General features: G+C 68.6%; 33 protein-coding genes. 3 read left to right on the forward strand and 30 right to left on the reverse strand.

Annotated features, from left to right (window positions below):
• Window positions 1–22: 22 nt before the first annotated feature.
• The 24 genes from ACFWJ4_RS02800 to ACFWJ4_RS02915 all read right to left on the reverse strand — a co-directional run bounded on the left by ACFWJ4_RS02800 (window position 23) and on the right by ACFWJ4_RS02915 (window position 14,288).
• Window positions 23–676: an adenylate kinase gene (locus ACFWJ4_RS02800; RefSeq protein ID WP_380538526.1), complete on the reverse strand. Its 654-nt coding sequence runs from the start codon at window positions 674–676 to the stop codon at window positions 23–25.
• Complete coding sequence (gene secY, locus ACFWJ4_RS02805; RefSeq protein WP_359820423.1) at window positions 676–1,986, reverse strand: preprotein translocase subunit SecY; 1,311 nt, start codon at window positions 1,984–1,986, stop codon at window positions 676–678. The genes ACFWJ4_RS02800 and secY overlap by 1 nt, the downstream gene beginning before the upstream one ends.
• A gap of 310 nt (window positions 1,987–2,296) precedes the next feature.
• Window positions 2,297–2,749, reverse strand: coding sequence for a 50S ribosomal protein L15 (rplO, locus tag ACFWJ4_RS02810; RefSeq protein ID WP_255752515.1), 453 nt, complete (start codon window positions 2,747–2,749; stop codon window positions 2,297–2,299).
• Between the two features lie 2 nt (window positions 2,750–2,751).
• Window positions 2,752–2,934, reverse strand: a complete 183-nt coding sequence (gene rpmD, locus ACFWJ4_RS02815; protein ID WP_030055835.1) for a 50S ribosomal protein L30 — start codon at window positions 2,932–2,934, stop codon at window positions 2,752–2,754.
• Entirely contained in the window at window positions 2,934–3,557 is a 624-nt protein-coding gene (gene rpsE / locus ACFWJ4_RS02820) for a 30S ribosomal protein S5 (protein ID WP_030055834.1), read from the reverse strand. The genes rpmD and rpsE overlap by 1 nt, the downstream gene beginning before the upstream one ends.
• 48 nt (window positions 3,558–3,605) lie before the next feature.
• Window positions 3,606–3,989 (reverse strand): 50S ribosomal protein L18, encoded by a 384-nt coding sequence (gene rplR, locus ACFWJ4_RS02825; RefSeq protein ID WP_030280785.1) that lies wholly within the window; start codon window positions 3,987–3,989, stop codon window positions 3,606–3,608.
• Between the two features lie 3 nt (window positions 3,990–3,992).
• Window positions 3,993–4,532: a 50S ribosomal protein L6 gene (gene rplF, locus ACFWJ4_RS02830; RefSeq protein ID WP_030393304.1), complete on the reverse strand. Its 540-nt coding sequence runs from the start codon at window positions 4,530–4,532 to the stop codon at window positions 3,993–3,995.
• Window positions 4,533–4,554: 22 nt separating this feature from the next.
• Complete coding sequence (gene rpsH / locus ACFWJ4_RS02835; RefSeq protein WP_033824224.1) at window positions 4,555–4,962, reverse strand: 30S ribosomal protein S8; 408 nt, start codon at window positions 4,960–4,962, stop codon at window positions 4,555–4,557.
• A gap of 268 nt (window positions 4,963–5,230) precedes the next feature.
• Complete coding sequence (locus ACFWJ4_RS02840; RefSeq protein WP_030393303.1) at window positions 5,231–5,416, reverse strand: type Z 30S ribosomal protein S14; 186 nt, start codon at window positions 5,414–5,416, stop codon at window positions 5,231–5,233.
• A 4-nt stretch (window positions 5,417–5,420) separates the two neighbouring features.
• Window positions 5,421–5,990: a 50S ribosomal protein L5 gene (rplE, locus tag ACFWJ4_RS02845; protein ID WP_030393302.1), complete on the reverse strand. Its 570-nt coding sequence runs from the start codon at window positions 5,988–5,990 to the stop codon at window positions 5,421–5,423.
• A complete protein-coding gene (gene rplX / locus ACFWJ4_RS02850; RefSeq protein ID WP_030055828.1) occupies window positions 5,990–6,301 on the reverse strand; it encodes a 50S ribosomal protein L24 in 312 nt (103 codons plus the stop codon). Before rplX ends, rplE begins: the two co-directional genes overlap by 1 nt.
• 15 nt (window positions 6,302–6,316) lie before the next feature.
• Window positions 6,317–6,688 carry a 50S ribosomal protein L14 gene (gene rplN / locus ACFWJ4_RS02855; RefSeq protein ID WP_030393301.1) on the reverse strand — a complete coding sequence of 124 codons (372 nt, stop codon included), beginning with the start codon at window positions 6,686–6,688 and terminating at the stop codon, window positions 6,317–6,319.
• Window positions 6,689–6,790: 102 nt separating this feature from the next.
• On the reverse strand, window positions 6,791–7,063 hold the full coding sequence (gene rpsQ / locus ACFWJ4_RS02860) for a 30S ribosomal protein S17 (RefSeq protein ID WP_030055826.1): 273 nt from the start codon (window positions 7,061–7,063) through the stop codon (window positions 6,791–6,793).
• A complete protein-coding gene (rpmC, locus tag ACFWJ4_RS02865) occupies window positions 7,063–7,287 on the reverse strand; it encodes a 50S ribosomal protein L29 (RefSeq protein WP_063348970.1) in 225 nt (74 codons plus the stop codon). The genes rpsQ and rpmC overlap by 1 nt, the downstream gene beginning before the upstream one ends.
• On the reverse strand, window positions 7,287–7,706 hold the full coding sequence (gene rplP, locus ACFWJ4_RS02870) for a 50S ribosomal protein L16 (RefSeq protein ID WP_030055824.1): 420 nt from the start codon (window positions 7,704–7,706) through the stop codon (window positions 7,287–7,289). Before rplP ends, rpmC begins: the two co-directional genes overlap by 1 nt.
• 5 nt (window positions 7,707–7,711) lie before the next feature.
• Window positions 7,712–8,536 carry a 30S ribosomal protein S3 gene (gene rpsC, locus ACFWJ4_RS02875; protein WP_359820416.1) on the reverse strand — a complete coding sequence of 275 codons (825 nt, stop codon included), beginning with the start codon at window positions 8,534–8,536 and terminating at the stop codon, window positions 7,712–7,714.
• Window positions 8,536–8,883 carry a 50S ribosomal protein L22 gene (gene rplV, locus ACFWJ4_RS02880; protein ID WP_030055822.1) on the reverse strand — a complete coding sequence of 116 codons (348 nt, stop codon included), beginning with the start codon at window positions 8,881–8,883 and terminating at the stop codon, window positions 8,536–8,538. The genes rpsC and rplV overlap by 1 nt, the downstream gene beginning before the upstream one ends.
• A 57-nt stretch (window positions 8,884–8,940) precedes the next feature.
• Window positions 8,941–9,222, reverse strand: a complete 282-nt coding sequence (gene rpsS, locus ACFWJ4_RS02885) for a 30S ribosomal protein S19 (RefSeq protein WP_030055821.1) — start codon at window positions 9,220–9,222, stop codon at window positions 8,941–8,943.
• Window positions 9,223–9,233: 11 nt separating this feature from the next.
• Window positions 9,234–10,070 carry a 50S ribosomal protein L2 gene (gene rplB, locus ACFWJ4_RS02890; RefSeq protein ID WP_320440637.1) on the reverse strand — a complete coding sequence of 279 codons (837 nt, stop codon included), beginning with the start codon at window positions 10,068–10,070 and terminating at the stop codon, window positions 9,234–9,236.
• 43 nt (window positions 10,071–10,113) lie between these two features.
• Window positions 10,114–10,431: a 50S ribosomal protein L23 gene (rplW, locus tag ACFWJ4_RS02895; protein WP_030280768.1), complete on the reverse strand. Its 318-nt coding sequence runs from the start codon at window positions 10,429–10,431 to the stop codon at window positions 10,114–10,116.
• Window positions 10,431–11,108: a 50S ribosomal protein L4 gene (rplD, locus tag ACFWJ4_RS02900; protein ID WP_359897509.1), complete on the reverse strand. Its 678-nt coding sequence runs from the start codon at window positions 11,106–11,108 to the stop codon at window positions 10,431–10,433. Before rplD ends, rplW begins: the two co-directional genes overlap by 1 nt.
• Window positions 11,109–11,113: 5 nt before the next feature.
• A complete protein-coding gene (gene rplC, locus ACFWJ4_RS02905) occupies window positions 11,114–11,761 on the reverse strand; it encodes a 50S ribosomal protein L3 (protein WP_189916064.1) in 648 nt (215 codons plus the stop codon).
• 14 nt (window positions 11,762–11,775) lie between these two features.
• A complete protein-coding gene (rpsJ, locus tag ACFWJ4_RS02910) occupies window positions 11,776–12,084 on the reverse strand; it encodes a 30S ribosomal protein S10 (RefSeq protein WP_012785157.1) in 309 nt (102 codons plus the stop codon).
• A gap of 392 nt (window positions 12,085–12,476) precedes the next feature.
• Complete coding sequence (locus ACFWJ4_RS02915; RefSeq protein WP_380538528.1) at window positions 12,477–14,288, reverse strand: hypothetical protein; 1,812 nt, start codon at window positions 14,286–14,288, stop codon at window positions 12,477–12,479.
• 432 nt (window positions 14,289–14,720) lie between these two features.
• On the opposite strand from ACFWJ4_RS02915, the gene ACFWJ4_RS02920 reads away from it, so the two are divergent.
• Window positions 14,721–16,337, forward strand: coding sequence for a hypothetical protein (locus ACFWJ4_RS02920; RefSeq protein WP_380538530.1), 1,617 nt, complete (start codon window positions 14,721–14,723; stop codon window positions 16,335–16,337).
• Window positions 16,338–16,424: 87 nt separating this feature from the next.
• On the opposite strand, the gene ACFWJ4_RS02925 is transcribed toward ACFWJ4_RS02920, so the two are convergent.
• The 6 genes from ACFWJ4_RS02925 to rfbB form a co-directional block, all read right to left on the reverse strand.
• Entirely contained in the window at window positions 16,425–17,330 is a 906-nt protein-coding gene (locus ACFWJ4_RS02925) for a glycosyltransferase (protein WP_359897513.1), read from the reverse strand.
• 4 nt (window positions 17,331–17,334) lie between these two features.
• Window positions 17,335–17,733: a DUF2304 domain-containing protein gene (locus tag ACFWJ4_RS02930; RefSeq protein ID WP_380538532.1), complete on the reverse strand. Its 399-nt coding sequence runs from the start codon at window positions 17,731–17,733 to the stop codon at window positions 17,335–17,337.
• Window positions 17,730–18,419: a glycosyltransferase family 2 protein gene (locus ACFWJ4_RS02935; protein ID WP_359897515.1), complete on the reverse strand. Its 690-nt coding sequence runs from the start codon at window positions 18,417–18,419 to the stop codon at window positions 17,730–17,732. Before ACFWJ4_RS02935 ends, ACFWJ4_RS02930 begins: the two co-directional genes overlap by 4 nt.
• Window positions 18,420–18,487: 68 nt before the next feature.
• The gene (locus ACFWJ4_RS02940) at window positions 18,488–19,804 is read right to left on the reverse strand and encodes a lipopolysaccharide biosynthesis protein (protein ID WP_380538534.1); all 1,317 of its coding nucleotides are present in this window, start codon (window positions 19,802–19,804) and stop codon (window positions 18,488–18,490) included.
• A gap of 17 nt (window positions 19,805–19,821) precedes the next feature.
• Complete coding sequence (gene rfbD / locus ACFWJ4_RS02945) at window positions 19,822–20,757, reverse strand: dTDP-4-dehydrorhamnose reductase (protein WP_380538536.1); 936 nt, start codon at window positions 20,755–20,757, stop codon at window positions 19,822–19,824.
• Window positions 20,754–21,731, reverse strand: coding sequence for a dTDP-glucose 4,6-dehydratase (gene rfbB / locus ACFWJ4_RS02950; protein WP_380538538.1), 978 nt, complete (start codon window positions 21,729–21,731; stop codon window positions 20,754–20,756). Before rfbB ends, rfbD begins: the two co-directional genes overlap by 4 nt.
• 81 nt (window positions 21,732–21,812) lie before the next feature.
• Here rfbB and rfbA point away from each other — a divergent pair, with 81 nt between their 5' ends.
• Both rfbA and rfbC read left to right on the forward strand, forming a co-directional pair.
• Window positions 21,813–22,688 carry a glucose-1-phosphate thymidylyltransferase RfbA gene (gene rfbA / locus ACFWJ4_RS02955; protein ID WP_380538540.1) on the forward strand — a complete coding sequence of 292 codons (876 nt, stop codon included), beginning with the start codon at window positions 21,813–21,815 and terminating at the stop codon, window positions 22,686–22,688.
• Window positions 22,685–23,284: a dTDP-4-dehydrorhamnose 3,5-epimerase gene (gene rfbC / locus ACFWJ4_RS02960; protein WP_359897519.1), complete on the forward strand. Its 600-nt coding sequence runs from the start codon at window positions 22,685–22,687 to the stop codon at window positions 23,282–23,284. Before rfbA ends, rfbC begins: the two co-directional genes overlap by 4 nt.
• Window positions 23,285–23,408 lie beyond the last annotated feature (124 nt).

Raw genomic sequence — 23,408 nt, forward strand, 5'->3', positions numbered from 1 at the left:
CGTCGTACGTTCGCCGAGAGACTCAGCTGTCCTGCTTCAGCGCCTCGATGGCGCGGGAGGTGACCTCGTCCACCTTGCCGAGGGCCGGGATGGTCACCAGCAGCCCCTGCTCCTTGTAGTAGCCGATGATCGGCTCGGTCTCCGTGTGGTAGACCTCCAGGCGGGTGCGCACCGCCGCCTCGGTGTCGTCCGAGCGCTGGTAGAGCTCGCCACCGCACTCGTCGCAGACACCCTCCTCCTTCGGCGGGTTGTACGCGACGTGGAACACGTGGCTGCCGTTCTTGCGGCACAGGCGACGGCCCGCGATCCGCTTGACGACCTCGTCCTCGGGGACCTCCAGGTCCAGGACGCCGTCCAGCTTGATGCCCTTCTCGGCGAGAAACTCGTCGAGCGCCTCGGCCTGGCCCAGGTTGCGGGGGAAGCCGTCGAGCAGGAAGCCGTTCTCGGCGTCCGCCTGGAGCATGCGGTCCTTGGCCATCCCGATGGTGACCTCGTCCGGTACCAGGCGGCCGGCGTCCATGTAGCCCTTGGCCTCGAGCCCCAGCGGGGTGCCCTGGCCGATGTTGGCACGGAACAGGTCGCCGGTGGAGATGTGCGGGATGGACAGGGTCTTGGCGAGCAGGTGCGCCTGAGTACCCTTCCCGGCCCCGGGAGGACCAACGAGGACGATACGCATCAGCGGAGGAACCCTTCGTAATTGCGCTGCTGGAGCTGGCTCTCGATCTGCTTCACAGTTTCGAGTCCGACGCCGACGACGATGAGCACGCTGGTGCCGCCGAACGGGAAGTTGGTCTGCTGTCCGAAGGCGACCAGGGCGATCATCGGGATCAACGCGATCAGGCCCAGGTAGAGCGAACCCGGCCACGTGATACGGGTCAGCACGTAGTTCAGGTACTCGGCCGTCGGTCGGCCGGCCCGGATACCCGGGATGAACCCACCATACTTCTTCATGTTGTCGGCAACTTCTTCGGGGTTGAAGGAGATGGCGACGTAGAAGAACGCGAAGAAGACGATCAGCAGGAAGTAGGTGGCCATGTAGATCGGGTGGTCACCCTTGACGAAGTTCGTCCGGATCCACGTGGCCCAGCCTGCCTGGCTGTTGGTCAGCTGGACCACCAGGGCGGGGATGTACAGCAGCGACGAGGCGAAGATGACCGGGATGACACCGGCCTGGTTCACCTTGAGCGGGATGTAGGTCGAGGTCCCGCCGAACGCGCGGCGCCCGATCATCCGCTTCGCGTACTGGACCGGGATCCGGCGCTGGGCCTGCTCGACGAAGATGACCAGCATCACGACGATGACGCCGACCGCGACCACGGAGAGGAACTCGACCCAGCCGCCGCCGATGGTGCCGGACTGCTTGATCGCCCACATCGAGGACGGGAACTGGGCCGCGATCGAGGTGAAGATCAGCAGCGACATGCCGTTGCCGATGCCGCGGTCGGTGATCAGCTCGCCGAGCCACATGATGACCGTCGTGCCGGCGGTCATGGTGAGCACCATGACGGCGATCCGGAACACGCCGGTGTCCGGGACGATCTGGTTGGCCAGCGGGCAGCCGGAGAACAGCGCACCGCTGGAGGCCGTCGCCACGATGCCGGTGCCCTGGAGCACGGCGAGCGCGATGGTCAGGTAGCGGGTGTACTGGGTGATCTTGGCCTGGCCGGCCTGTCCCTCCTTCTTCAGCATCTCCAGTCGCGGGATCACGACGGTGAGGAGCTGGAGGATGATGCTCGCCGTGATGTACGGCATGATGCCGAGGGCGAAGATCGTCAGCTGGAGGAGCGCGCCACCGCTGAACAGGTTGACGAGTCCGAAGAGGCCGCTGTTCTTGGTCTCCTTCACGCACTCGTTCACGGCCGTGAAGCTCACGCCCGGGATCGGGATGTGCGAGCCCAGGCGGAACAGCACCATGATGCCCAGCGTGAACAGCAGCTTCTTGCGCAGGTCGGGCGTCTGGAACGCCCGCGCGAACGCACTGAGCACGGTGCCTCCTGCGCCTCCCGCGCGTCGTCGGCGGGAGGGTCGGTCCTGAATGGGGAGTTTGGCGGTTCGGGCTCCCGTACAGACGGCACAGGCGAGCCTACGCGCAGCCTACAAGGGAACTCCACGGACTCTAACAGTGCGCAGCCACTCGGAAGAAGCGCGTACCACCCCTCCCCCACTCATGGGGTACGGGATGCCCGGGTTTGCCACACAAAAGAACGAGCGCCGTCCGGCCGGATATCCCCGGGAACGGCGCGAGCCCCGCACCTCCCGGAGGAGGTGCGGGGCTCGAAGCCGGTTGTCAGCGGGCTCAGACGAGCTCGGTGACCGTACCGCCGGCGGCGGTGATCTTCTCGGCGGCCGAGCCGGAGACGGCGTCGACCGTCACCTGCAGGGCAACCGAGATCTCGCCGGTGCCGAGCACCTTGACGAGGGAGTTCTTGCGAACCGCGCCCTTGGCGACCAGGTCCTCGACCGTGACCTCTCCACCCTGCGGGTAGAGCTCGGCCAGCTTGTCGAGGTTGACGACCTGGAAGGTGATCTTGAACGGGTTCTTGAAACCCTTCAGCTTCGGCAGGCGCATGTGGAGCGGCATCTGGCCACCCTCGAAGCGCTGCGGAACCTGGTAGCGGGCCTTCGTGCCCTTGGTACCACGACCAGCGGTCTTACCCTTGGAGCCCTCACCACGACCCACGCGGATCTTGTCGGTCTTGGCACCCGGGGCGGGACGCAGGTTGTGGATCTTGATCGGGTTGTCGCCCATGATCAGTCCACCTCCTCAACCGTCACCAGGTGACGGACCGTGTGGGCCATCCCGCGAATCTCGGGACGGTCCTCCTTGACCACCACGTCGTGCATGCGCTTGAGACCAAGCGAACGCAGGGTGTCACGGTGGTTCTGCTTGCTGCCGATGTACGACTTGGTCTGCGTGATCTTCAGGCGAGCCATCAGGCGCTCACCCCAGCAGCACGCGCCCGCAGCAGAGCGGCGGGGGCCACGTCCTCCAGCGGCAGACCACGACGGGCGGCGATCTCCTCGGGGCGCACGAGGCCCTTCAGAGCGGCCACGGTGGCGTGCACGATGTTGATCGCGTTGTCCGAGCCGAGCGACTTCGACAGGATGTCGTGGATGCCGGCGCACTCCAGGACGGCGCGCACCGGACCACCGGCGATAACACCGGTACCGGGGGCGGCGGGCTTCAGCAGCACGACGCCGGCGGCCTTCTCACCCTGGATCGGGTGCGGGATGGTGCCCTGGATACGGGGGACCTTGAAGAAGTTCTTCTTGGCCTCCTCAACACCCTTGGCGATGGCGGCCGGAACCTCCTTCGCCTTGCCGTAACCGACACCCACGGTGCCGTCACCGTCGCCCACCACGACCAGCGCGGTGAAGCTGAAGCGACGACCACCCTTGACAACCTTGGCGACACGGTTGATCGCGACGACGCGCTCGACGTAAGCGGTCTTCTCGACGGCGGGGGCGTTGCCCCGGTCGTCACGCTTACGGTCGCGCCGCTCGCCACCGCCGGTGCCACCGCCGGCGCCGCTACCGCGGCGCTGGGGTCCAGCCATTGGAATTACCTCTCTCGTTTACGTCCGTCGACAGAGTCGACGAGCGGCTTAGAAGTCGAGCCCGGCCTCGCGGGCCGCGTCCGCCAGGGCGGCGATGCGGCCGGCGTACCGGTTGCCCGCGCGGTCGAAGACGACCGACTCGATGCCGGCGGCCTTGGCGCGCTCGGCGACCAGGCTCCCGACCTTCTTGGCCAGCTCGGTCTTGTCGCCCTCGGCGCCCTTGATGGACACGTCGAGGGTGGACGCCGACGCCAGGGTGTGACCCTTGGCGTCGTCGATGACCTGGGCGACCATGTGACGGTTCGAGCGCGTCACGACGAGGCGCGGACGCACCTCGGTGCCGACGACGCGCTTGCGAACGCGGATCGCGCGGCGCTTGCGAGCGGCGCTCTTGTAGGCGTTGCCCTTGCCGATCTTGACAGAGACACTCATCGCTTACTTACCACTCTTTCCGACCTTGCGGCGGATGACCTCGCCCGCGTACTTGACACCCTTGGCCTTGTACGGGTCCGGCTTGCGCAGCTTGCGGATCTTCGCGGCGACCTCGCCGACCTTCTGCTTGTCGATGCCGTCCACGTGGAACTTGGTGGCCGACTCGACGACGAAGGAGATGCCCTCCGGCGCCTCGACGAGGATCGGGTGGCTGTAGCCCAGCTGGAACTCCATGTCGGAGCCCTTCGCCAGAACTCGGTAGCCGACACCGCTGATCTCCAGCGACTTGCGGTAGCCCGCGGTCACGCCGGTGATCATGTTCGCCACCAGCGTGCGGGTCAGGCCGTGCAGGGCCTTCGACTGACGCTCGTCGTTGGGGCGGGTGACAGCCAGAATGCCGTCCTCGCCCTTGCCGATCTCGATCGGCGCGGCGACGACGTGGGTGAGGGAGCCCTTCGGGCCCTTCACCGAGACCGTCTGGCCATCGATGGTGACGTCCACGCCAGCGGGGACCTGGATGGGCAGCCGTCCAATGCGCGACATTGCTGTACCTCCGTTTCCCGAATTACCAGACGTAGGCGAGAACTTCTCCGCCTACGCCCTTCTTGGCGGCCTGCTTGTCGGTCAGGAGGCCGGAGGACGTGGAGATGATCGCCACGCCCAGGCCGCCGAGAACCTTCGGCAGGTTGGTGGACTTTGCGTAAACACGCAGACCCGGCTTGCTGATGCGCTTGATGCCGGCAATGGAGCGCTCACGGTTGGGGCCGAACTTGAGCTCGATGGTCAGCTTCTTGCCGACCTCGCCCTCGACGGGCTCCTCAACCTTGTAGGAGGAGATGTACCCCTCCTGCTGCAGGATCTCGGCGACGTGCGCCTTGATCTTGCTGGCCGGCATCGCCACGGTGTCGTGGTACGCCGAGTTCGCGTTACGCAGACGCGTGAGCATGTCTGCGATGGGGTCGGTCATGGTCATGATGGCCTCAGGCCTCTCTCGCCGCGGTTTCTCCGCGCCAGGTCCCCCTTACGCACTCTTCCGAGTTCGTCAGGGGCACAAGCGCAGGGGACCTGCGACGTCGTAAGACTGGGTGCGAGCCCTCCCTTGAGAGGGCCACGGACGTCCATGGGGAAGCCGTGGCAGGGGGCCCGACCCCACTACCTTACGGGAATCCGTACGGCAGGCCCAAAACGGGCCGGTGTGGGATCGGGCACCTCTGCTTCGCTGTGTGCCTAAAGCGCCTTGATTACCAGGAGCTCTTGGTCACGCCCGGCAGCTCGCCGCGGTGCGCCATCTCACGGAGGCAGACACGGCACAGGCCGAACTTGCGGTACACCGAGTGCGGACGGCCGCAGCGCTGGCACCGGGTGTAGGCCCGGACGCCGAACTTCGGCTTCCGCTCGGCCTTCGCGATGAGGGACTTCTTCGCCATTGGCTCACGCCTCCTTGAACGGGAAGCCCAGAGCGCGCAGGAGCGCCCGGCCCTCGTCGTCGGTCTGAGCGGTGGTCACGACGGTGATGTCCATACCGCGCTGACGGTCGACCTTGTCCTGGTCGATCTCGTGGAACATAACCTGCTCGGTCAGACCGAAGGTGTAGTTGCCACGGCCGTCGAACTGCTTCGGGGAGAGGCCGCGGAAGTCACGGATTCGCGGCAGGGCCAGCGAAACCAGACGGTCCAGGAACTCCCACATGCGGTCACCGCGGAGGGTGACGTGCGTGCCGATCGGCTGGCCCTCGCGCAGCTTGAACTGCGCGATGGACTTGCGAGCCTTGGTCACGGCCGGCTTCTGACCGGTGATCGCGGTCAGGTCGCGGATCGCGCCCTCGATCAGCTTGCTGTCACGGGCGGCCTCGCCGACACCCATGTTGACGACGACCTTGACCAGGCCGGGCGTCAGCATGACGTTCTCGTACGAGAACTGCTCCTGCAGCTGACCCTTGATCTCGGAGTTGTAACGCTCCTTGAGACGGGGGGTCACCTTCTCAACAGTCGTCTCAGACATCAGATGTCCTCACCGGTTCGCTTGGCAACGCGGATCTTGTTGCCCTCGTCATCGAAGCGGTAGCCAACGCGGGTGACGACCTTCTTGCCGTCCTTCTCCACGACCAGCTGGACGTTGGAGACGTGCACCGGGGCCTCGACGGTGACAATGCCACCCTGAGTGCCCGGGCCCGGCTTGGTGTGCTTCTTGACCCGGTTCACACCCTCGACCAGGACCTTGTTCTCGGCGGGCATGGCCTGGATGACCTTGCCCTGCTTGCCGCGGTCCTTGCCGGTGATGACCTGAACCAGGTCACCCTTCTTGATCTTCATGCTGTTCGCCATGAGTTAGAGCACCTCCGGCGCAAGCGAGATGATCTTCATGAACTTCTTGTCACGCAGCTCGCGGCCCACCGGGCCGAAGATGCGGGTGCCACGGGGGTCACCATCGGTGTTCTTCAGAACAACCGCGGCGTTCTCGTCGAAGCGGATGTACGAGCCATCCGGACGACGACGCGACTTCACGGTACGGACGACGACGCACTTGACGACGTCACCCTTCTTCACCGAACCGCCGGGGATCGCGTCCTTGACGGTCGCGACGATGACGTCCCCGATACCGGCGTAGCGACGACCGGAGCCACCGAGAACGCGGATGCAAAGGATTTCCTTCGCGCCCGTGTTGTCGGCGACACGCAGTCGCGACTCCTGCTGGATCACAGCTTTCTCCTGATCGTCAACGAGAGCTGACGGGCCGGCCGCTGCTCACACCGGCGTCCCGCAGGGACCCGCTGCACATACGGCCGTACCACATCGGCTTCGTTACTTGGCCTTCTCGAGGATCTCGACGACGCGCCAGCGCTTCGTCGCGGACAGCGGGCGGGTCTCCGCGAGGAGGACCCGGTCGCCGATGCCGCAGGCGTTCGCCTCGTCGTGCGCCTTCAGCTTGTTCGTACGGCGGATGACCTTGCCGTACAGAGCGTGCTTGACGCGGTCCTCGACGGCGACGACGACGGTCTTGTCCATCTTGTCGCTGACGACGAGACCCTCACGGGTCTTGCGGAAACCGCGCGTCTCGTTGGTGTTCTCAGTCATCAGGCGTTCTCCACCGTCTCGATGCCCAGCTCGCGCTCGCGCATCAGGGTGTAGATCCGCGCGATGTCCTTGCGGACGAGCTTCAGCCGTCCGTGGTTGTCGAGCTGCCCGGTCGCCGCCTGGAAGCGGAGGTTGAACAGCTCCTCCTTGGCCTCACGGAGCTTGGCAACGAGACCCTCGTTGTCCAGCTCGCGGAGGTCAGCAGCCTTGGTGCCGGCCGACATCAGCTCTCACCTGCCTCGCGCCGGATGATCCGGCACTTCATCGGGAGCTTGTGAGCTGCGCGGGTCAGCGCCTCACGAGCCACCTTCTCGTTGGGGTACGACAGCTCGAACATGACCCGACCCGGGTGCACGTTCGCGATCCACCACTCGGGCGAACCCTTACCGGAACCCATGCGGGTCTCGGCCGGCTTCTTGGTGAGCGGACGGTCCGGGTAGATGTTGATCCAGACCTTGCCGCCACGCTTGATGTGACGGGTGACGGCGATACGAGCGGACTCGATCTGCCGGTTCGTCACGTAGGCCGGGGTGACGGCCTGGATGCCGTACTCGCCGAACGCGAGCTCGGTGCCACCCTTGGCAGCGCCACGGCGCTTGGGGTGGTGCTGCTTGCGGTGCTTGACCCGACGGGGGATCAGCATTGGGGTCAGGCCTCCGTTCCGGTGTTCTCGGCAGCCGGAGCCTCGGCGGCCGCGGCCGCGGGGGCCTCGGCAGCGGCGGGGCGACGGCCACGGCCACCGCGCTCGCCACCACGGCGGTCGCCACCGCGGGCGGGACGACCACCCTCGGGACGGGCCGGGCGGTTGCCCGAGCGGGCAGCGGCGTTCTCAGCGCGGACCTCGGCGATGTTCTTGACGTCGCCCTTGTAGATCCAGACCTTCACGCCGATGCGGCCGAAGGTGGTCTTGGCCTCGAAGAAGCCGTAGTCGACGTTCGCACGCAGGGTGTGCAGCGGCACGCGACCCTCGCGGTAGAACTCCGAACGGCTCATCTCGGCGCCGCCGAGACGACCGGAGCACTGGACCTTGATGCCCTTGGCGCCGGACTTCATGGTGCCCTGCATCGACTTGCGCATGGCACGGCGGAAGGAGACGCGCGAGGACAGCTGCTCCGCGACGCCCTGAGCCACGAGCTGGGCGTCCAGCTCGGGGTTCTTGACCTCGAGGATGTTCAGCTGGACCTGCTTGCCGGTCAGCTTCTCGAGGTCGCCGCGGATGCGGTCGGCCTCGGTGCCACGGCGACCGATGACGATGCCGGGGCGGGCGGTGTGGATGTCGACGCGGACGCGGTCGCGGGTGCGCTCGATCTCAACCTTCGAGATGCCGGCGCGCTCCATGCCCTTCGTCATCATGCGACGAATGGCAACGTCTTCCTTGACGTAGTCCTTGTACAGCTTGTCGGCGTACCAGCGGGACTTGAAGTCCGTGCTGATGCCGAGGCGGAACCCGTGCGGGTTAACCTTCTGGCCCATTACCGGGTCCCTTCCTTGCTGCTGACGACCACGGTGATGTGGCTGGTCCGCTTGCGGATCCGGTAGGCGCGGCCCTGGGCACGCGGGCGGAACCGCTTCAGGGTCGGACCCTCGTCAACGTACGCCTCGCTGATGACGAGGTCGTCCACGTTGGAGTGGTTGTAGTTGTGCGCGGCGTTGGCAATGGCGCTGTCGAGCACCTTGCCGACCGGCACGGTGGCGGCCTGCGGAGCGAAACGCAGGACGGCCTGGGCCTCCGTGGCCGGCAGGCCACGGATGAGGTCCACCACGCGGCGGGCCTTCATGGGCGTGACGCGGATGTACCGCGCCTGGGCCCTGGCTTCCATGGTTGTCCCCTTAATGGAGTAAGTCATTGAGTCGTTCTGGCGGTGAAGCTCAGGCGACTAGCGACGCTTCGACTTGCGGTCGTCCTTGACGTGGCCGCGGAAGGTGCGGGTCGGAGCGAACTCGCCCAGCTTGTGGCCGACCATCGACTCGGTGACGAACACCGGGACGTGCTTGCGACCATCGTGAACCGCGATCGTGTGGCCGAGCATGGCCGGGAAGATCACGGAGCGACGGGACCAGGTCTTGATGACGTTCTGGGTACCCGCCTCGTTCTGCGCGTCCACCTTCTTGAGAAGGTGGCCGTCGATGAAGGGGCCCTTCTTGAGACTGCGCGGCATCTGACCTGCTCCTAGCGCTTCTTGTTGGTCTTGCGGCGGCGCACGATGAGAGCGTCCGACGCCTTCTTCGGGCGACGGGTACGACCCTCCTTCTGGCCCCACGGCGAGACCGGGTGGCGACCACCGGAGGTCTTACCCTCACCACCACCGTGCGGGTGGTCGATCGGGTTCATGGCCACACCACGCACGGTCGGGCGAACGCCCTTCCAGCGCATACGGCCGGCCTTGCCCCAGTTGATGTTCGACTGCTCGGCGTTGCCGACCTCGCCGACGGTCGCGCGGCAGCGCGCGTCCACCAGGCGGATCTCGCCGGAGGGCATGCGCAGGTGCGCCATCTTGCCCTCACGCGCCAGCAGCTGGATGCCGGAGCCGGCGGAGCGGGCCAGCTTGGCACCGCCACCGGGACGCAGCTCCACCGCGTGGATGGTGGTACCGACCGGGATGTTGCGCAGCGGCAGGTTGTTGCCCGGCTTGATGTCGGCGCCAGCGCCGTTCTCGATCCGGTCACCCTGCGCGATGCCGCGCGGCGCGATGATGTAGCGCTTCTCGCCGTCCGCGTAGTGCAGGAGCGCGATGCGCGCGGTGCGGTTCGGGTCGTACTCGATGTGCGCGACCTTGGCCGGCACGCCGTCCTTGTCGTGACGACGGAAGTCGATCACGCGGTAGGCGCGCTTGTGACCGCCACCCTGGTGGCGAACGGTGATCCGACCGGCGTTGTTACGGCCGCCCTTGCTGTGCAGGGGGCGAACCAGCGACTTCTCCGGCGTGGACCGCGTGATCTCTACGAAGTCGGCCACGCTGGAGCCACGACGGCCCGGCGTAGTCGGCTTGTACTTGCGGATGCCCATTTGGCTCTCTCGTCCTCGTCCTTATCGACGATCACGATCTCCGTTAGGAGACCGGACCACCGAAGATGTCGATGCGGTTGCCCTCGGCCAGCGTCACGATGGCGCGCTTGGTGTCCTTGCGCTTGCCAAAGCCCGTCTTGGAGCGCTTGCGCTTGCCCTGACGGTTGATCGTGTTGACAGCCTCGACCTTGACCGAGAAGACCGCCTCGACGGCCTGCTTGATCTGGGTCTTGTTGGCGCCCGGCGACACGATGAACGTGTACTTGTTCTCGTCGAGAAGGCTGTAGCTCTTCTCGGAGATGACCGGCTTCACCAGGACGTCACGGGGGTCCGTGAACGTCTTGCTCGTAACGTCGCTCATCAGGCGGCGCTCCCTTCGAGCTCGCCCTCAGCGGCAACGGCCTTGGCGGACGCGGCCGGACCGGCCACGAAACGCTCGAAGGCGGCCTGGGTGAAGACCACATCGTCGGAGACGAGCACGTCGTAGGTGTTCAGCTGACCGGCGTCCAGGATGTGCACGTGCGGCAGGTTACGAGCGGACTTCAGGCCCAGCTCGTCCTCGCGCTCGACGACCAGGAGGACGTTCTTGCGCTCGGTGATCTTGCCGAACAGGCCCTTGGCGGCCTTGGTCGACGGCACCTCGGCCGCGACCACGTCGGTGACGACGTGGATGCGGTTGTGGCGGGCCCGGTCGGTGAGCGCACCGCGCAGAGCGGCGGCGATCATCTTCTTCGGGGTCCGCTGCGAGTAGTCGCGCGGCACGGGACCGTGCACGACGCCACCGCCGGCGAACTGCGGCGCACGGGTCGAGCCCTGACGGGCGCGGCCGGTGCCCTTCTGGCGGTACGGCTTCTTGCCGCCGCCGCGGACCTCGCCACGAGTCTTGGTCTTGTGGGTGCCCTGACGGGCCGCAGCGAGCTGCGCCACGACGACCTGGTGCATCAGCGGAACGCTGACCTTCGCGTCGAAGATCTCGGCCGGCAGCTCGAGGCTGCCGGTCTTGTCACCCGAGGGCGACAGGATGTCAATGGTGCTCATATCCTTCACAGCCCCTTCGCCGCGGTGCGGACGAGGACGAGGCCGCCGTTCGGGCCCGGGATCGCACCCTTGATCAGGAGCAGACCCTTCTCCGCGTCAACCGCGTGCACGGTCAGGTTCTGGGTGGTCACACGCTCGTGACCCATCCGGCCGGCCATCTTCAGGCCCTTGAACACGCGGCCCGGGGTGGCGCAGCCACCGATGGAACCGGGCGAACGGTGCTTGCGCTGCACGCCGTGACCGGCGCCGAGGCCCCGGAAGTTGTGGCGCTTCATGACACCGGCGAAGCCCTTGCCCTTGGAGGTGCCGGTCACGTCGACCTTGACACCCGCCTCGAACAGCTCGGCGGTGATCTCCTGGCCCAGGGTGTACTCGGACGCGTCCGAGGTACGCAGCTCGACCAGGTGGCGGCGCGGGGTGACACCGGCCTTGGCGAAGTGACCCGCGAGGGGCTTGTTCACCTTGCGGGGGTCGATCTCGCCGAAGCCGATCTGGACGGCGTCGTAGCCGGCCGGGCTGTCGGCGGTGTGGACCTGGGTCACGACATTGGGCCCAGCCTTGACGACGGTCACCGGGACGACCCGGTTGTTCTCGTCCCAGACCTGGGTCATGCCGAGCTTCTCGCCCAGGATGCCCTTAATCTGCTTAGCCATCTTCGGTGCGCCTCTCAGAGCTTGATCTCGATGTCGACGCCGGCCGGCAGGTCGAGACGCATGAGCGAGTCAACCGTCTTCGGCGTGGGGTCGAGGATGTCGATCAGACGCTTGTGAGTACGCATCTCGAAGTGCTCGCGCGAGTCCTTGTACTTGTGCGGCGAGCGGATGACGCAGTACACGTTCTTCTCAGTGGGCAGCGGCACCGGGCCCGCGACCTGCGCACCAGTACGGATCACCGTCTCGACGATCTTCTTCGCCGAAGAGTCGATGACCTCGTGGTCGTAGGCCTTGAGCCGGATGCGGATCTTCTGTCCCGCCATGGCTACTCAGTAGTCCTTTGTCCTTAGTCACTGCACGACAACCCTCCGACCCCCGCGCTCGGGCGTGTCGCACTCGCGCTTGCAAAAAACCAACGAATCACTTCGTCGGTTTAGAACTTTCGGGGTTGGGGGCGCCGGGTCGAGGCCCCGCTCACGCTTCCCGGAAGATTCCCGTACTTTCGCCCCGCAGCTGCCGTGGCGTAGAACTCACGCTTGACGGCCATCACGGGAACGACGAGTACATGGGACTCGCTTCCAGTCCTCCCGGCGGGAGGCGCGCAGCATCGGCACTCAACCGAGCAACTTGGACATACTGCCACATGGAGCAGCCCGGATGCCAATCGGGGCCGGTGAGGCGCTCCTCACCGGCCCCGATGGGGTGAACGCCCTGGTCAGTCCTTGCGCCAGAGCACCCAGCCGCGGTCCTTGTTGTACTTCGCGACGTGCCAGCCGGGCTTCGGATTCGGCCAGCTGGCCTCCGGCGGGGCGTCCTTGCCGGTGGCCGCCAGGAACGCGGTGGCCTTCTCCGGCGGGGCGTTGCCGCCCTTGACGTTGTCCGTCCAGACCCGGCCCCAGTAGACCTCGTAGGCCATCGCCATCCGGGTGTCCCAGTCGAGGTCCCAGTCCAGGACCACGTTGTCGCCCTTGCGCAGGCCCGCCTCCTTGGCCACGCCGACCGCCTGGTACTTGCGGAACTTGGCGTGCGGCTCGGAGACGTTGTCGGTGATGGCGATCGTCGCGTAGGCCGCGAACAGCGTCAGGCAGGCCACCACCGCGGCGACCACCCGGCGCCCGCCGGCCACCCGCAGCAGCAGGCAGGCGGCCAGCACCGCCAGCGCGCCGAAGCTCGTCCGGATCATGTGCAGGCCGTCCCAGGTCGAGGCCAGGAACATCGCGTCCGGCACCGTCCACGGGCTGATCCAGAGCTTGAGCGCGGCACCCGCGTACGCGCCGACCGACACCTGGATGACACCGATCACCACCGTGCCGACCAGCGCCATCCACAGCAGCGCACGGACCCCGGCCCGGAACAGCGCGGTCAGGCCGACCACCAGGAACAGCGGCACCAGCACCGCGCAGTACCGGGCGTACACCCAGTTGTCGGTCCGGTCGTTGTCCGCCAGGCCGGCCGCCGAGGCCAGCGCGGTGCCGAACAGCATCGCCACCATGGTGAAGGCCACCACCCGCTCGGCCACCGAGTACCGGCGCCGGAACACCACCACCACGCACAGCACGAGGGCGATCGCCCCGAAGCCGTACGTGGAGGTCATGAAGTACCACAGCTGCCCGAACGTGCGGGCGACGATCGTGCCGATGTACTTGCTGTCCTCGAGGTTCTCGAAGACCTTGTTGCCGACGTCGCTCGGCGGCACGTCCTTGAACCGGCTCTCGACGAAGCCGGCCAGCAGCTTGGCGCCCAGGTACGACACCCCGAGCGCGCCGACGCCGGCCAGCGAGGCGAGCCGCGGCGCCCAGCCGAGGACCAGCACCACGACCAGCACCAGCGCCGTCAGCGCCACGACCACGCCGCCCCGGTCGTGGGTGGCCATCGTGTAGCCGGCCGCCAGGCCCATCCCCGCCGCGTACAGCGCGCGGCGGCGCGCCGTGCCGGGCGAGAGCCAGCCGTGCATCGCGAGCACCCAGGCCAGCAGGAGCACCGGCAGCACGGTGTCCGACATGACGAACTGGGAGTAGAAGACCACCGGCGGCACCAGCGCCACGGCGGTGCCCACCAGGTACGCCTGCGGCCGGGACAGGCCCAGCCGGCGCGCCGCCACCACGGCCAGCGGGAACACCAGCGCGTTGAGCACCGCGTTGATGCCCATCACCAGGTGGTACGCGGTGGCCGGGTTGTCGGCGATCCGCAGCGCCGGCGAGATCAGCAGCGGGTAACCGCCCGGGATCACCACGCCGACCGGCATCTCGGTGGTCGGCCGGCCGGCCAGCACCCGCGCTATCACCAGGTACGAGTCCTCGTCGGCGTGCACCGACGGGAAGTAGTTGTGGATCGACAGCACCAGGCGGAACGCCACCTGCGCGCCGTACCCGAGCAGCAGGGCCGCCGGCCAGAACCAGCGGTGGGCGGCGAGCGCCCGCAGCCGGACCGGCACGACCGGGGCCGGGGTGCCGGACGCGCTCCCGTCGCCGCCCTCACCCCGGCGCGGCCCGTCGGACGTGTGGGCAGAGTCGATCAGCGGCTGCACCGAGACACTTCCCTACTTGTATGAGTTGACGATCTCGTCATGGCCGGTTCCGGACGGCGCGCCACGGGTCCTGCCACCACGCGTCGAAGCGCATCGGCAGTGTGCCACGCGGTGATCGGCCGGAGCCAACGCACTCCTCGCCCCTGGACGACAACGACCCGCCGGGGAACGGCGGTTCAGCCCGCGCTGATCCCCCGATCGAGGTGCTGGCAGAATCGCGGTGTCCGGCCACCGAAACCACACACCGCCCCCGCGTCCACGTGCTGCGGGAAGCAGAAGGACCGAACAGTGACGACGAGCGTCCAGCCCGCCCCCGCCTCGGGCAGGCATCAGGGCATACCGCCCAGCCAGAGGAGACGGGCAGCCGCTCTTCGCCTCCCCGCTGTCCTCTGGGCCGCGGAGATCCTGACCGCGGCCACGGCGGCGCTGTTCATGACCGGTCTGGCATGGACCGTCCACCTGAACCCCATGTCGAGGATCGGCCAGGTCAGCGGCCTCGCCGCGCTCCAGCTCCGGCTCCTGCTGCTCGTCGGCCTCGTCGTCCTGGTCCTGGTGCCGGCGATGCGCCGCTGGGCGGACCTCCCGGTGCGGTTCGCCGCCGCCGCGGTCGCGGGCCTGTCCTCCGGCGTCCTGGCCGCCGGCATCTCGCTCGCGCTGCGCGACACCAACTGGCCGCTGTACGCCCAGCACGGCGACTCCGGCAGCCTCCAGGCCTGGGTCGGCGCCCTGATGGACGGCAAGTCCCTCGACGGCGCCTACCCGCCGCTGTTCCCGCACATCGTCGCCTTCATCGCCGAGCACCTCACCCACGGCCAGGTGGGCTACGCGCTCAAGCTCGCCGACCTGGCGTTCACCGCGCTGCTGGGCCCGCTCGCCTACCTGTCCTGGCGCCTGCTGCTGCCCCCGCTCTGGGCGCTCGGGATCGGCGTCACCGCCGCCCTGCCGATGGCGCAGCCGTACAAGCCGTACACCACCTTCGTGCTCGTCGCCTTCCTCCCCGTGGTGGCGAAGCTGATGCAGCTCCTCCAGCGCGCCCCGGACCTCCCGCGCCGCACCGCCGCCGTCCGCGGCGCCGTGCTCGGCCTCGGGATCGGGCTGCTGTTCCTCCTCTACTCCGGCTGGTTCGTGTGGTCCGCTGCCGGAGTGGTGGTGCTCACCCTGGTGCTGCTGCTGCGCGCCCGCCGCACCGGCGGTACCCCCGGCCTGCTCAACGCCCTGTGCGCGATCGGCGCCGCCGCCGGGGTCTTCCTGGTCGTCGCCGGCCTCTACCTGGTCCGGCTGCTCGGGTCCGCCGGCAGCACCGTCGACCGCTACTGCTACTTCGACACCTACACCGAGCCCACCTACTTCGCGATGTGGCGCGACGACCTCCCCGGCACCGACGGCCAGAGCACCTGGCCGGTCCCCGGCGAGATCGGCGGGGTCGGCCTCTTCACGATCCTCCTGCTGGTCGGCCTGGGCGTGGCGCTGGCCCTCGGGATCGGCCGGGCCACCGTGCTGACCGCCGCCGCGTGCACGGCGAGCGCCCTGCTGATGCGCTACTGGTACGCCTCCCACATGGAGCGCGACCAGGCCGTCATGCTCTACCCGCGCACCAGCGCGCAGCTGCTCTACTGCCTGCTGGTCCTCGTCGGGCTGGCGTGCTACCTGATCGTCCGCCGCCGCCAGGGCGCCCCGGCGGCCCCCACCGCCGAGACGGCCGCGGAGACCGGACGCCGGCTCCCGCTGCGCCTCAACCCGCGCGGTGTGGCCATCGGCGCCATCTGCTCGCTGGGCCTGCTCTTCGGCATGGCCGGCTCCGCCACCGCCAGCAAGTACATGCCCGACCCGCACTGGGGCCCGGGCGCGCTGGCCTGGATCGCGCAGAGCACCGCCGACACCAAGGGGCACTGCTCGCGCTACGCGCCCAACGGCCAGTGCGACCAGCCGACGGACATCAGCAACCTGCTGGAGCCGGTGCCCGACACCGGGAAGCTCGCGTGCCCGAAGGTCAACCCGTACCCGCCGCGGCAGCCCGACCCGCTCGGCCCCTCGGGCGCGCCCTGGTAACCCGTGGCGAGGCGCCCGCGAACGGCACTGGGCCGGTAGTCCGAACTCGGACTACCGGCCCAGTGCCGTATCAGGACCTACGAGCGGTCAGTGCCGCTCTCCGCCGGTCAGCGCGTGGCGGACCAGGACCTTGGCGCCGTCCCGCTGGCCGCGCTTCAGCGCGCCCGGCAGCATGGTCAGCGCGTGCAGCCGGGACGCGCTGCGGAACCGGGCCGCACGGGCGGCCTTCGGCCAGCCGCGGGCGTCCATCCGCTCGGCCACCGCGTTGAAGTACCGCTCCGCCTCGGTGAACCGGGTGCCGGAGAAGGCCTGCACCGAGGACTCGCTGACGGCGTGCCGGCGGTACTGGAAGACGACGGTGGTGTTGTCCACCATCATCTGCTCGCCGCGCTCCAGCAGGTCGACGACCAGGGCCAGGTCCTGGATCACCGAGTACTCGTCACGGAAGTTGACCGCGCGCAGCGCCTCGCCCCGCCAGCAGATCGACGGGAAGTAGAGCCAGTTGCCGCGCAGCACGCTCGCGGCCAGCTCCTCGCCGCCCATCAGCCGCCGGCCCTTGACGGTCGGCGCGTAGATCTTCTCCTTGACGTTGTCCGCCAGGCCGGAACGGCTGACCTCGCCGTTGCCGTCGATGACCTCGACGCCCGGCTGCACCATGCCCAGGTCCGGGTTGGCCTTGAGGATCGACCGGACGGTCTCCAGGTAGTGCGGGTGCAGCAGGTCGTCGCAGCCCATGATGACCACGTGGTCGGCCTTGGACAGCTCCACGCACTTCTGGAAGTTCTTGGTGATGCCGAGGTTCTGCTCGTTGCGCAGGTAGCCCACCCGGTCGTCGCCGAGCGTGGCGAACCAGCCCGGGACGTCCGGCTCCTTGCCGTCGTCTATGACCGTCAGCCGGAAGTCCGGGTCGGTCTGCGCGAGGATGCTCCGCACGGCGGCCTGCATCAGCGCCACGTCGCCGTAGTACGGCAGCATGAACTCGAAGGTCGCCACGGGATCAGACCTTGCTGCGGTCGACCGGCGCCGAGACCGGCAGGTCCAGGTCGAAGCGCTCCTCGTTCAGGCGGGCGCCCTCGTTGATCGCCACGGTGCGCGCCAGATCGGTGAGCTTCTTCTCCAGCGAGCGGAAGCGCAGGAAGGTGTTCAGGGTCAGGAAGCCCATCGCCAGCACCATCCCGTACAGCACCAGGTCGGTGCCGCGGCCGACGCCGAGCTGGTGGGCCAGCCAGGTCACGTCGGTGGGACGCAGCACCGCGTAGATGTTCACGACCACGAAGACCGAGAACGCGATGCGCTTCCAGGCGCGGGTGTTGGCACGGTCCCAACGCCGGATGAACATGTAGGCGAGAGTGACCGAGCCGAGAATGAGAACCAGCTGGATCCAGAAGAATTTCATCGGCGGCTACGCTCCCGCAGCGAGATGTCGAAGATGATGTTGACGCCGTTGATCAGGGACTGACCCTTGGCGCGTGAGTAGTCGGTGTACAGGATGTCCACCGGGAGCTCGGCGACCCGGAGGTCCGAGCCGGCGAGGAAGCTGACGATCTCCGACGCGTGTGCCATGCCGTTCATGGTGATCCGCAGCCGGCCGGCGGCCTCGCGGTTCAGCACCCGCAGGCCGTTGTGGGAGTCGGTCAGCTTGAGCTTGCGGGCGGTCGGGCTGACGGTCGCCGCGGTGCGCAGGACGACCCGCTTGATCCACGGCACCTGCCCGTTCTGCTCGATGAAGCGCGAGCCGAGGACCACGTCCGTGTCGCCCTCCCGCAGCAGGGCGACCATCTTCTCGACGTCGGCGGTCTGGTGCTGACCGTCCGCGTCGAAGGTGGCGAAGTACTTGGCGCCCGGCTGGGCCAGGGCGTAGGCCAGGCCGGTCTGGAGGGCGGCGCCCTGACCGAGGTTGACCGGGTGGCGCACCAGGTGCGCGCCCGTCTCCATGATGTGCTTGGCCGAGTCGTCGCCGCTGCCGTCATCGACCACCACGATGTTCGGGAACGTCTTTCGCGCCCCCTCCACAACGTCGGCGATCACCTGGCCCTCGTTGTAGGCCGGGATCACCAGCCAAACATCGTCGTACTGGGACACGGAGGCTCCATGAATGGGGTCTGGCCCGCGCTGCTGCGCGGCGATCTGAAGATGAGGGGCGGACACGGTCATTCACCGGCCGTCCGGCTGCTCAGCACCGCGGCGTTCGGGTCCCCCGGCTGCTGGACGAGGCCGGCGGAATTCGTCGCCGAACGGGCGAAACTCTGCCTCAGCACCGCCAGCATACCGAGGACGGTGGCCACGGAACCCGCCGTGTACGCAAGGATCACGCGGGTGGACACCTCGCCCGGCAGGAAGGTCACCCCGGCGAGGACCGCGGTGCCGACCGCCCAGCAGAGCAGCTGAAGGTTGTGCCGCTTGAATACCATCAGCGCCTGGCCGAGCACCATCGCGAACATGTACGCCACGGTTCCGGCGGACAACCAGAAGAAGTCGAGGCAGCCGAGCACCGGCTTGGCGCCGAACAGCACCTGGATCAGCCACGGGCCGAGGGCGACCGCCGGGATCCCGCCGAGCACGCCGAGCACGCCCACCACGACGCCGATCTTCTTGAGCATCCCGGTGAAGGCCGCCCGGTCCCCGACCGCGATCGCGGCGGAGAGGCCGTTCAGCAGCGAGGCCTGGAGCGAACCGAAGACGAACAGCGGCACCCGGGCCAGCACCAGCGCGTTGAGCAGGGCGGCGATCAGCGCGGAGTCCGAGGGCGCGAGCAGCTTGGTGCTCACCACGGCCGCGTTCACCACGACCTGCGAGAGCAGCGTCGAGCAGATCAGCAGGCCCAGCCCGGAGCAGAGTTCGGACCAGCCGACCTGCTCGCCGGGCTTCACCGCGCGCAGCAGCGGCGGCAGCGTGGCGATCGTGGCGAGGATCGGCGCGACGGCCAGGATCAGGCTGAACGCGAGCGCCGAGTGCACCCCGGCCACGCCGCAGGCGAAGGCCAGGCCGATCCGCAGGCCGCCGTCCAGGCCGAGCTGGGTGCCGTACGCGCCGAAGCGGCCGAGGCCGGCCAGGACGCCACGGGTGAGGTAGCAGACGGCCATGCCGGTGAAGGCCCCGCCGAGCGCCAGCACCAGCGAGCGGTCGCCGTGGAACATCGACCGGGCGATCGGGCCGGAGGCGGCGCCGAGGACGATCAGGGTCGCCGCGAGGATCCCGCCGGTGAGCAGGGCCGCCCGGCGCAGGACCGGCGCGGCACCGTGGCCGAGCGCCGCGCGCGCCGCGACGATCCGGGTGAGCTCCTGCTCGATCGGGAAGAAGACGCCGATGCCGACGGACATCACGATCGTCCACAGCAGCGAGACGTTCGCCATGTCGTCGACGGACAGGCTGTGGCCCGCCACCCCGAGGTGGATGTAGGCGGCGGCACCCAGGACGACGGTGCCGCCGGCCACCGCCAGGGTTCCCGGCGGTAGCGCGGCAGTCACCTTCGTCAGTGCGTTCTTCACTGAGGTCTGTCGCTCTCGGTGGTCCGGGCCGTTGCGGCCAGTTCGGCGAAGACGGGCCGGGACAGCGCCTCGGCCAGCATGGCCCGCCACTCGGGCAGCGGCGCCAGTCCGGCGGCGGCCCAGCGGTCGTGGGCCAGCACGCTGAAGGCCGGGCGGGCGGCCGGGCGGACGAAGGCCTCCGACGTGGTCGGGCGGATCCGCTCCGGGTCCAGCCCGCTCAGCGCGTAGGTCTCGCCGGCCAGTCCGCACCAGGTGGTGCGGCCGCTCGCGGTGCCGTGGTAGACCCCGGCCGGGGCCTGCCCGGCGAGCGCGGCCCGGCCGAGCTCGACCAGGCGGCCGGCCAGCGCGTACGACCAGGTCGGCTGGCCGTGCTGGTCGTCCACCACGTCCAGGGTGTCCCGCTGGGCGGCGAGCTTGAGCATGGTGGCCACGAAGTTCGGGCCGTGCTCGCCGTACAGCCAGGCGGTGCGCACGATGTAGCCGTGCTCGGGGAGCAGTTCGGCGACCGCCTGCTCCCCCACCAGCTTGCTGCGGCCGTACGCGTTCACCGGAGCGGTCGGGGCGTCCTCCGGGCAGGGCTCCGTGGCGTCGCCCGGCAGGACGTAGTCGGTGGAGACGTGCAGCAGCCGCGCGCCGGTCCTGGCGCAGGCCGCGGCCAGGTGGCGCACGCCGGTGCCGTTGACGGCGGTGGCGGCTGCCTCCTCGGTCTCCGCACCGTCGACGTTCGTCCACGCGGCGCAGTTGACCACGATGTCGTGGCCCTCGACGGCGGCCAGGACGGCCGCCGCGTCGGTGATGTCGAGGTCCGCCCGGCGCAGCGCGGTGATCTCGGCGGTCCCGTCGGCGCCCAGCACCGACAGCAGGTCCTGCCCGAGCATCCCGGCCGCGCCGGTGACCAGCCAGCGCACGGGCGCGGCGGCGTTCGCGGTCACTTGGCCAGGGCCGCCTTCTGCTTCAGCGGCTCCCACCAGGCGCGGTTCTCGCGGTACCAGGCGATGGTCGCGGCGAGGCCGTCCTCGAAGCGGACCTGCGGCTCGTAGCCGAGCTCCTCGCGGATCTTGCTGATGTCGATCGAGTAGCGGAGGTCGTGGCCCTTGCGGTCCGCGACGTGCTCGACCATGTCCCAGCCGGCGCCGGCGGCCTCCAGCAGCAGGCCGGTCAGCTCCTTGTTGGTCGCCTCGGTGCCGCCGCCGATGTTGTAGACCTCGCCGGCGCGGCCGCCGCGCATGACCAGCTCGATGCCCCGGCAGTGGTCCGAGACGTGCAGCCAGTCGCGGACGTTGCCACCGTCGCCGTACAGCGGCACCTTCTTGCCGTCGATCAGGTTGGTGGTGAACAGCGGGATGACCTTCTCCGGGAACTGGTAGTGCCCGTAGTTGTTGGAGCAGCGGGTCACCACGACGTCCATGCCGTGGGTGCGGTGGTAGGCCAGCGCCAGCAGGTCGGAGGAGGCCTTGGAGGCCGAGTACGGGGAGTTCGGCTCCAGCGGCCAGGTCTCGGTCCAGGAGCCCTCGTTGATCGAGCCGTACACCTCGTCGGTGGAGATGTGGACGAAGCGGCCGACGCCGTGCTTGCGGGCCGCGTCGAGCAGCACCTGGGTGCCGACGACGTTGGTCAGCACGAACGGGCCCGCGCCGGCGATCGAACGGTCCACGTGGGACTCGGCGGCGAAGTGCACCACCACGTCGTGCCCAGGCATGACCTGGTCGACGGCGTCCGTGTCGCAGATGTCGCCCTGGACGAAGGTGTAGCCCTTGTGGTCGGCCACCGGAGCGAGGTTCTCCAGGACGCCCGAGTAGGTGAGCTTGTCAAAGACCGTGATCCGGGCATTCTCGTCAGCCCCGAGGAGCTGACGGACGAACTCCGAACCGATGAATCCGGCGCCGCCGGTCACGAGGATGCGCATAATGCGCGTAGTCTACCGCCGCCCGAACGCCCTCCCGACCCGGCCCCTCCCGCGTTCACCGATCTCGAATAGGGTGCACCCATGCGTGGAATCCTCCTGGCCGGCGGCACCGGCTCGCGGCTGTGGCCCCTGACCCGTGCGGTGTCGAAGCAGCTCCTCCCGGTCTTCGACAAGCCGATGATCTACTACCCCCTCTCGACCCTGGTGATGGCCGGGATAAGCGAAATCCTGATCATCACCACCCCGAACGACCGGGACCAGTTCGAACGACTGCTGGGCGACGGTTCCCAGTTCGGCCTGAAGCTCCAGTACGCCGTCCAGGAGAAGCCCGAGGGCATCGCCCAGGCCTTCGTGCTCGGCGCGGACTTCATCGGCGACGAGCCGGTGGCCCTGATCCTCGGCGACAACATCTTCCACGGCACCGGCCTGGGCACCGCGCTCACCGAGCACTCCGACATCAAGGGCGGCCGGGTCTTCGCGTACCCCGTGGCCGACCCGACCGCGTACGGCGTGGTCGAGTTCGACGGGACCGGCCAGGTCATCTCCATCGAGGAGAAGCCGACCGAGCCCAAGTCCCGTTACGCCGTCCCCGGCCTGTACTTCTACGACAACCGGGTCGTCGAGATCGCCCGCACGCTGGAGCCGAGCGCCCGCGGCGAGCTGGAGATCACCGCCGTCAACGACGCCTACCTGCGCACCGGCGACCTGCACGTGACGATCCTCGACCGCGGCACCGCCTGGCTGGACACCGGCACGTTCGTGTCGATGGTCCAGGCCTCGGAGTTCGTCCGGGTCATCGAGGAGCGCCAGGGCTTCAAGATCGGCTGCATCGAGGAGGCCGTCTGGCGGGCCGGGCTGATCGACGACGCCCAGCTGCGCGAGCTCGCCGAGCCGCTGCTGAAGAGCGGCTACGGCCAGTACCTGCTGGGCCTGCTCGAAGAGGCGGCCGCCAAGTGAAGTTCCGTGAGCTCTCCATCGAGGGCGCCTTCGAGATCACCCCTCAGGTGCACGGCGACGCCCGCGGCCACTTCACCGAGTGGTACCGCTTCGACCGCCTCGCCGAGGTCGTCGGCCACCCGCTGAACCTGGCCCAGGCCAACCTGTCGCTCTCCGCCAAGGACGTCGTCCGCGGCATCCACTTCGCCGACGTCCCGCCCGGCCAGGCCAAGTACGTGGCCTGCACCCGCGGCGCGGTGCTGGACGTCATCGTCGACCTGCGGGTCGGCTCGCCGAACTTCGGCAAGTGGGAGTTCGTCCGGCTGGACGACACCGAGCGCAAGGCCGTCTACATCCCCGAGGGCCTCGGCCACGGCTTCTGCGCCCTCACCGACGACGCCACGCTGACCTACCTCTGCTCGGCGACGTACAACCCGACCGGCGAGCACGGCGTGCACCCGCTGGACCCGGATCTCGGCATCGAGTGGCCGACCGACGCCCCGCAGCTCTCGGCCCGCGACGCGGTGGCGCCCTCCCTCGCGGAGGCGCTCGCCGACGGCCTGCTGCCGGACTACCAGGCCTGCAAGGCCTACACGGACTCGCTGAAGCAGCAGTAGCGCAGCCCGGCCCACACGGAGGGGGGGGGGGGGCCCGCGCCCGCCCCCCCCCCCCCCCCGCGGGGGGTTATAAAAAAGAAACGGCCCCGCAACCCAAAAAAAAACTGCTTTGGGGGGGGTGGTG

The organism is Kitasatospora sp. NPDC127067 (assembly GCF_042724755.1).
GTDB lineage: Bacteria > Actinomycetota > Actinomycetes > Streptomycetales > Streptomycetaceae > Kitasatospora > Kitasatospora lactacystinica.

Coding starts and splice junctions, on each gene's coding strand:
- ACFWJ4_RS02800 (WP_380538526.1), bottom strand. CDS start 676: ATGCGTATCGTCCTCGTTGGTCCTCCCGGGGCCGGGAAGGGTACTCAG.
- rplO (WP_255752515.1), bottom strand. CDS start 2,749: ATGGGCGACAACCCGATCAAGATCCACAACCTGCGTCCCGCCCCGGGT.
- rpmD (WP_030055835.1), bottom strand. CDS start 2,934: ATGGCTCGCCTGAAGATCACGCAGACCAAGTCGTACATCGGCAGCAAG.
- rpsE (WP_030055834.1), bottom strand. CDS start 3,557: ATGGCTGGACCCCAGCGCCGCGGTAGCGGCGCCGGCGGTGGCACCGGC.
- rplR (WP_030280785.1), bottom strand. CDS start 3,989: ATGAGTGTCTCTGTCAAGATCGGCAAGGGCAACGCCTACAAGAGCGCC.
- rplF (WP_030393304.1), bottom strand. CDS start 4,532: ATGTCGCGCATTGGACGGCTGCCCATCCAGGTCCCCGCTGGCGTGGAC.
- rpsH (WP_033824224.1), bottom strand. CDS start 4,962: ATGACCATGACCGACCCCATCGCAGACATGCTCACGCGTCTGCGTAAC.
- ACFWJ4_RS02840 (WP_030393303.1), bottom strand. CDS start 5,416: ATGGCGAAGAAGTCCCTCATCGCGAAGGCCGAGCGGAAGCCGAAGTTC.
- rplE (WP_030393302.1), bottom strand. CDS start 5,990: ATGTCTGAGACGACTGTTGAGAAGGTGACCCCCCGTCTCAAGGAGCGT.
- rplX (WP_030055828.1), bottom strand. CDS start 6,301: ATGAAGATCAAGAAGGGTGACCTGGTTCAGGTCATCACCGGCAAGGAC.
- rpsQ (WP_030055826.1), bottom strand. CDS start 7,063: ATGACTGAGAACACCAACGAGACGCGCGGTTTCCGCAAGACCCGTGAG.
- rpmC (WP_063348970.1), bottom strand. CDS start 7,287: ATGTCGGCCGGCACCAAGGCTGCTGACCTCCGCGAGCTGGACAACGAG.
- rplP (WP_030055824.1), bottom strand. CDS start 7,706: ATGCTGATCCCCCGTCGGGTCAAGCACCGCAAGCAGCACCACCCCAAG.
- rpsC (WP_359820416.1), bottom strand. CDS start 8,536: ATGGGCCAGAAGGTTAACCCGCACGGGTTCCGCCTCGGCATCAGCACG.
- rplV (WP_030055822.1), bottom strand. CDS start 8,883: ATGGAAGCCAGGGCCCAGGCGCGGTACATCCGCGTCACGCCCATGAAG.
- rpsS (WP_030055821.1), bottom strand. CDS start 9,222: ATGCCGCGCAGTCTCAAGAAGGGCCCCTTCATCGACGGCCACCTTCTC.
- rplB (WP_320440637.1), bottom strand. CDS start 10,070: ATGGGCATCCGCAAGTACAAGCCGACTACGCCGGGCCGTCGTGGCTCC.
- rplW (WP_030280768.1), bottom strand. CDS start 10,431: ATGAGCGACGTTACGAGCAAGACGTTCACGGACCCCCGTGACGTCCTG.
- rplD (WP_359897509.1), bottom strand. CDS start 11,108: ATGAGCACCATTGACATCCTGTCGCCCTCGGGTGACAAGACCGGCAGC.
- rplC (WP_189916064.1), bottom strand. CDS start 11,761: ATGGCTAAGCAGATTAAGGGCATCCTGGGCGAGAAGCTCGGCATGACC.
- rpsJ (WP_012785157.1), bottom strand. CDS start 12,084: ATGGCGGGACAGAAGATCCGCATCCGGCTCAAGGCCTACGACCACGAG.
- ACFWJ4_RS02920 (WP_380538530.1), top strand. CDS start 14,721: ATGACCGGTCTGGCATGGACCGTCCACCTGAACCCCATGTCGAGGATC.
- ACFWJ4_RS02930 (WP_380538532.1), bottom strand. CDS start 17,733: ATGAAATTCTTCTGGATCCAGCTGGTTCTCATTCTCGGCTCGGTCACT.
- rfbB (WP_380538538.1), bottom strand. CDS start 21,731: ATGCGCATCCTCGTGACCGGCGGCGCCGGATTCATCGGTTCGGAGTTC.
- rfbA (WP_380538540.1), top strand. CDS start 21,813: ATGCGTGGAATCCTCCTGGCCGGCGGCACCGGCTCGCGGCTGTGGCCC.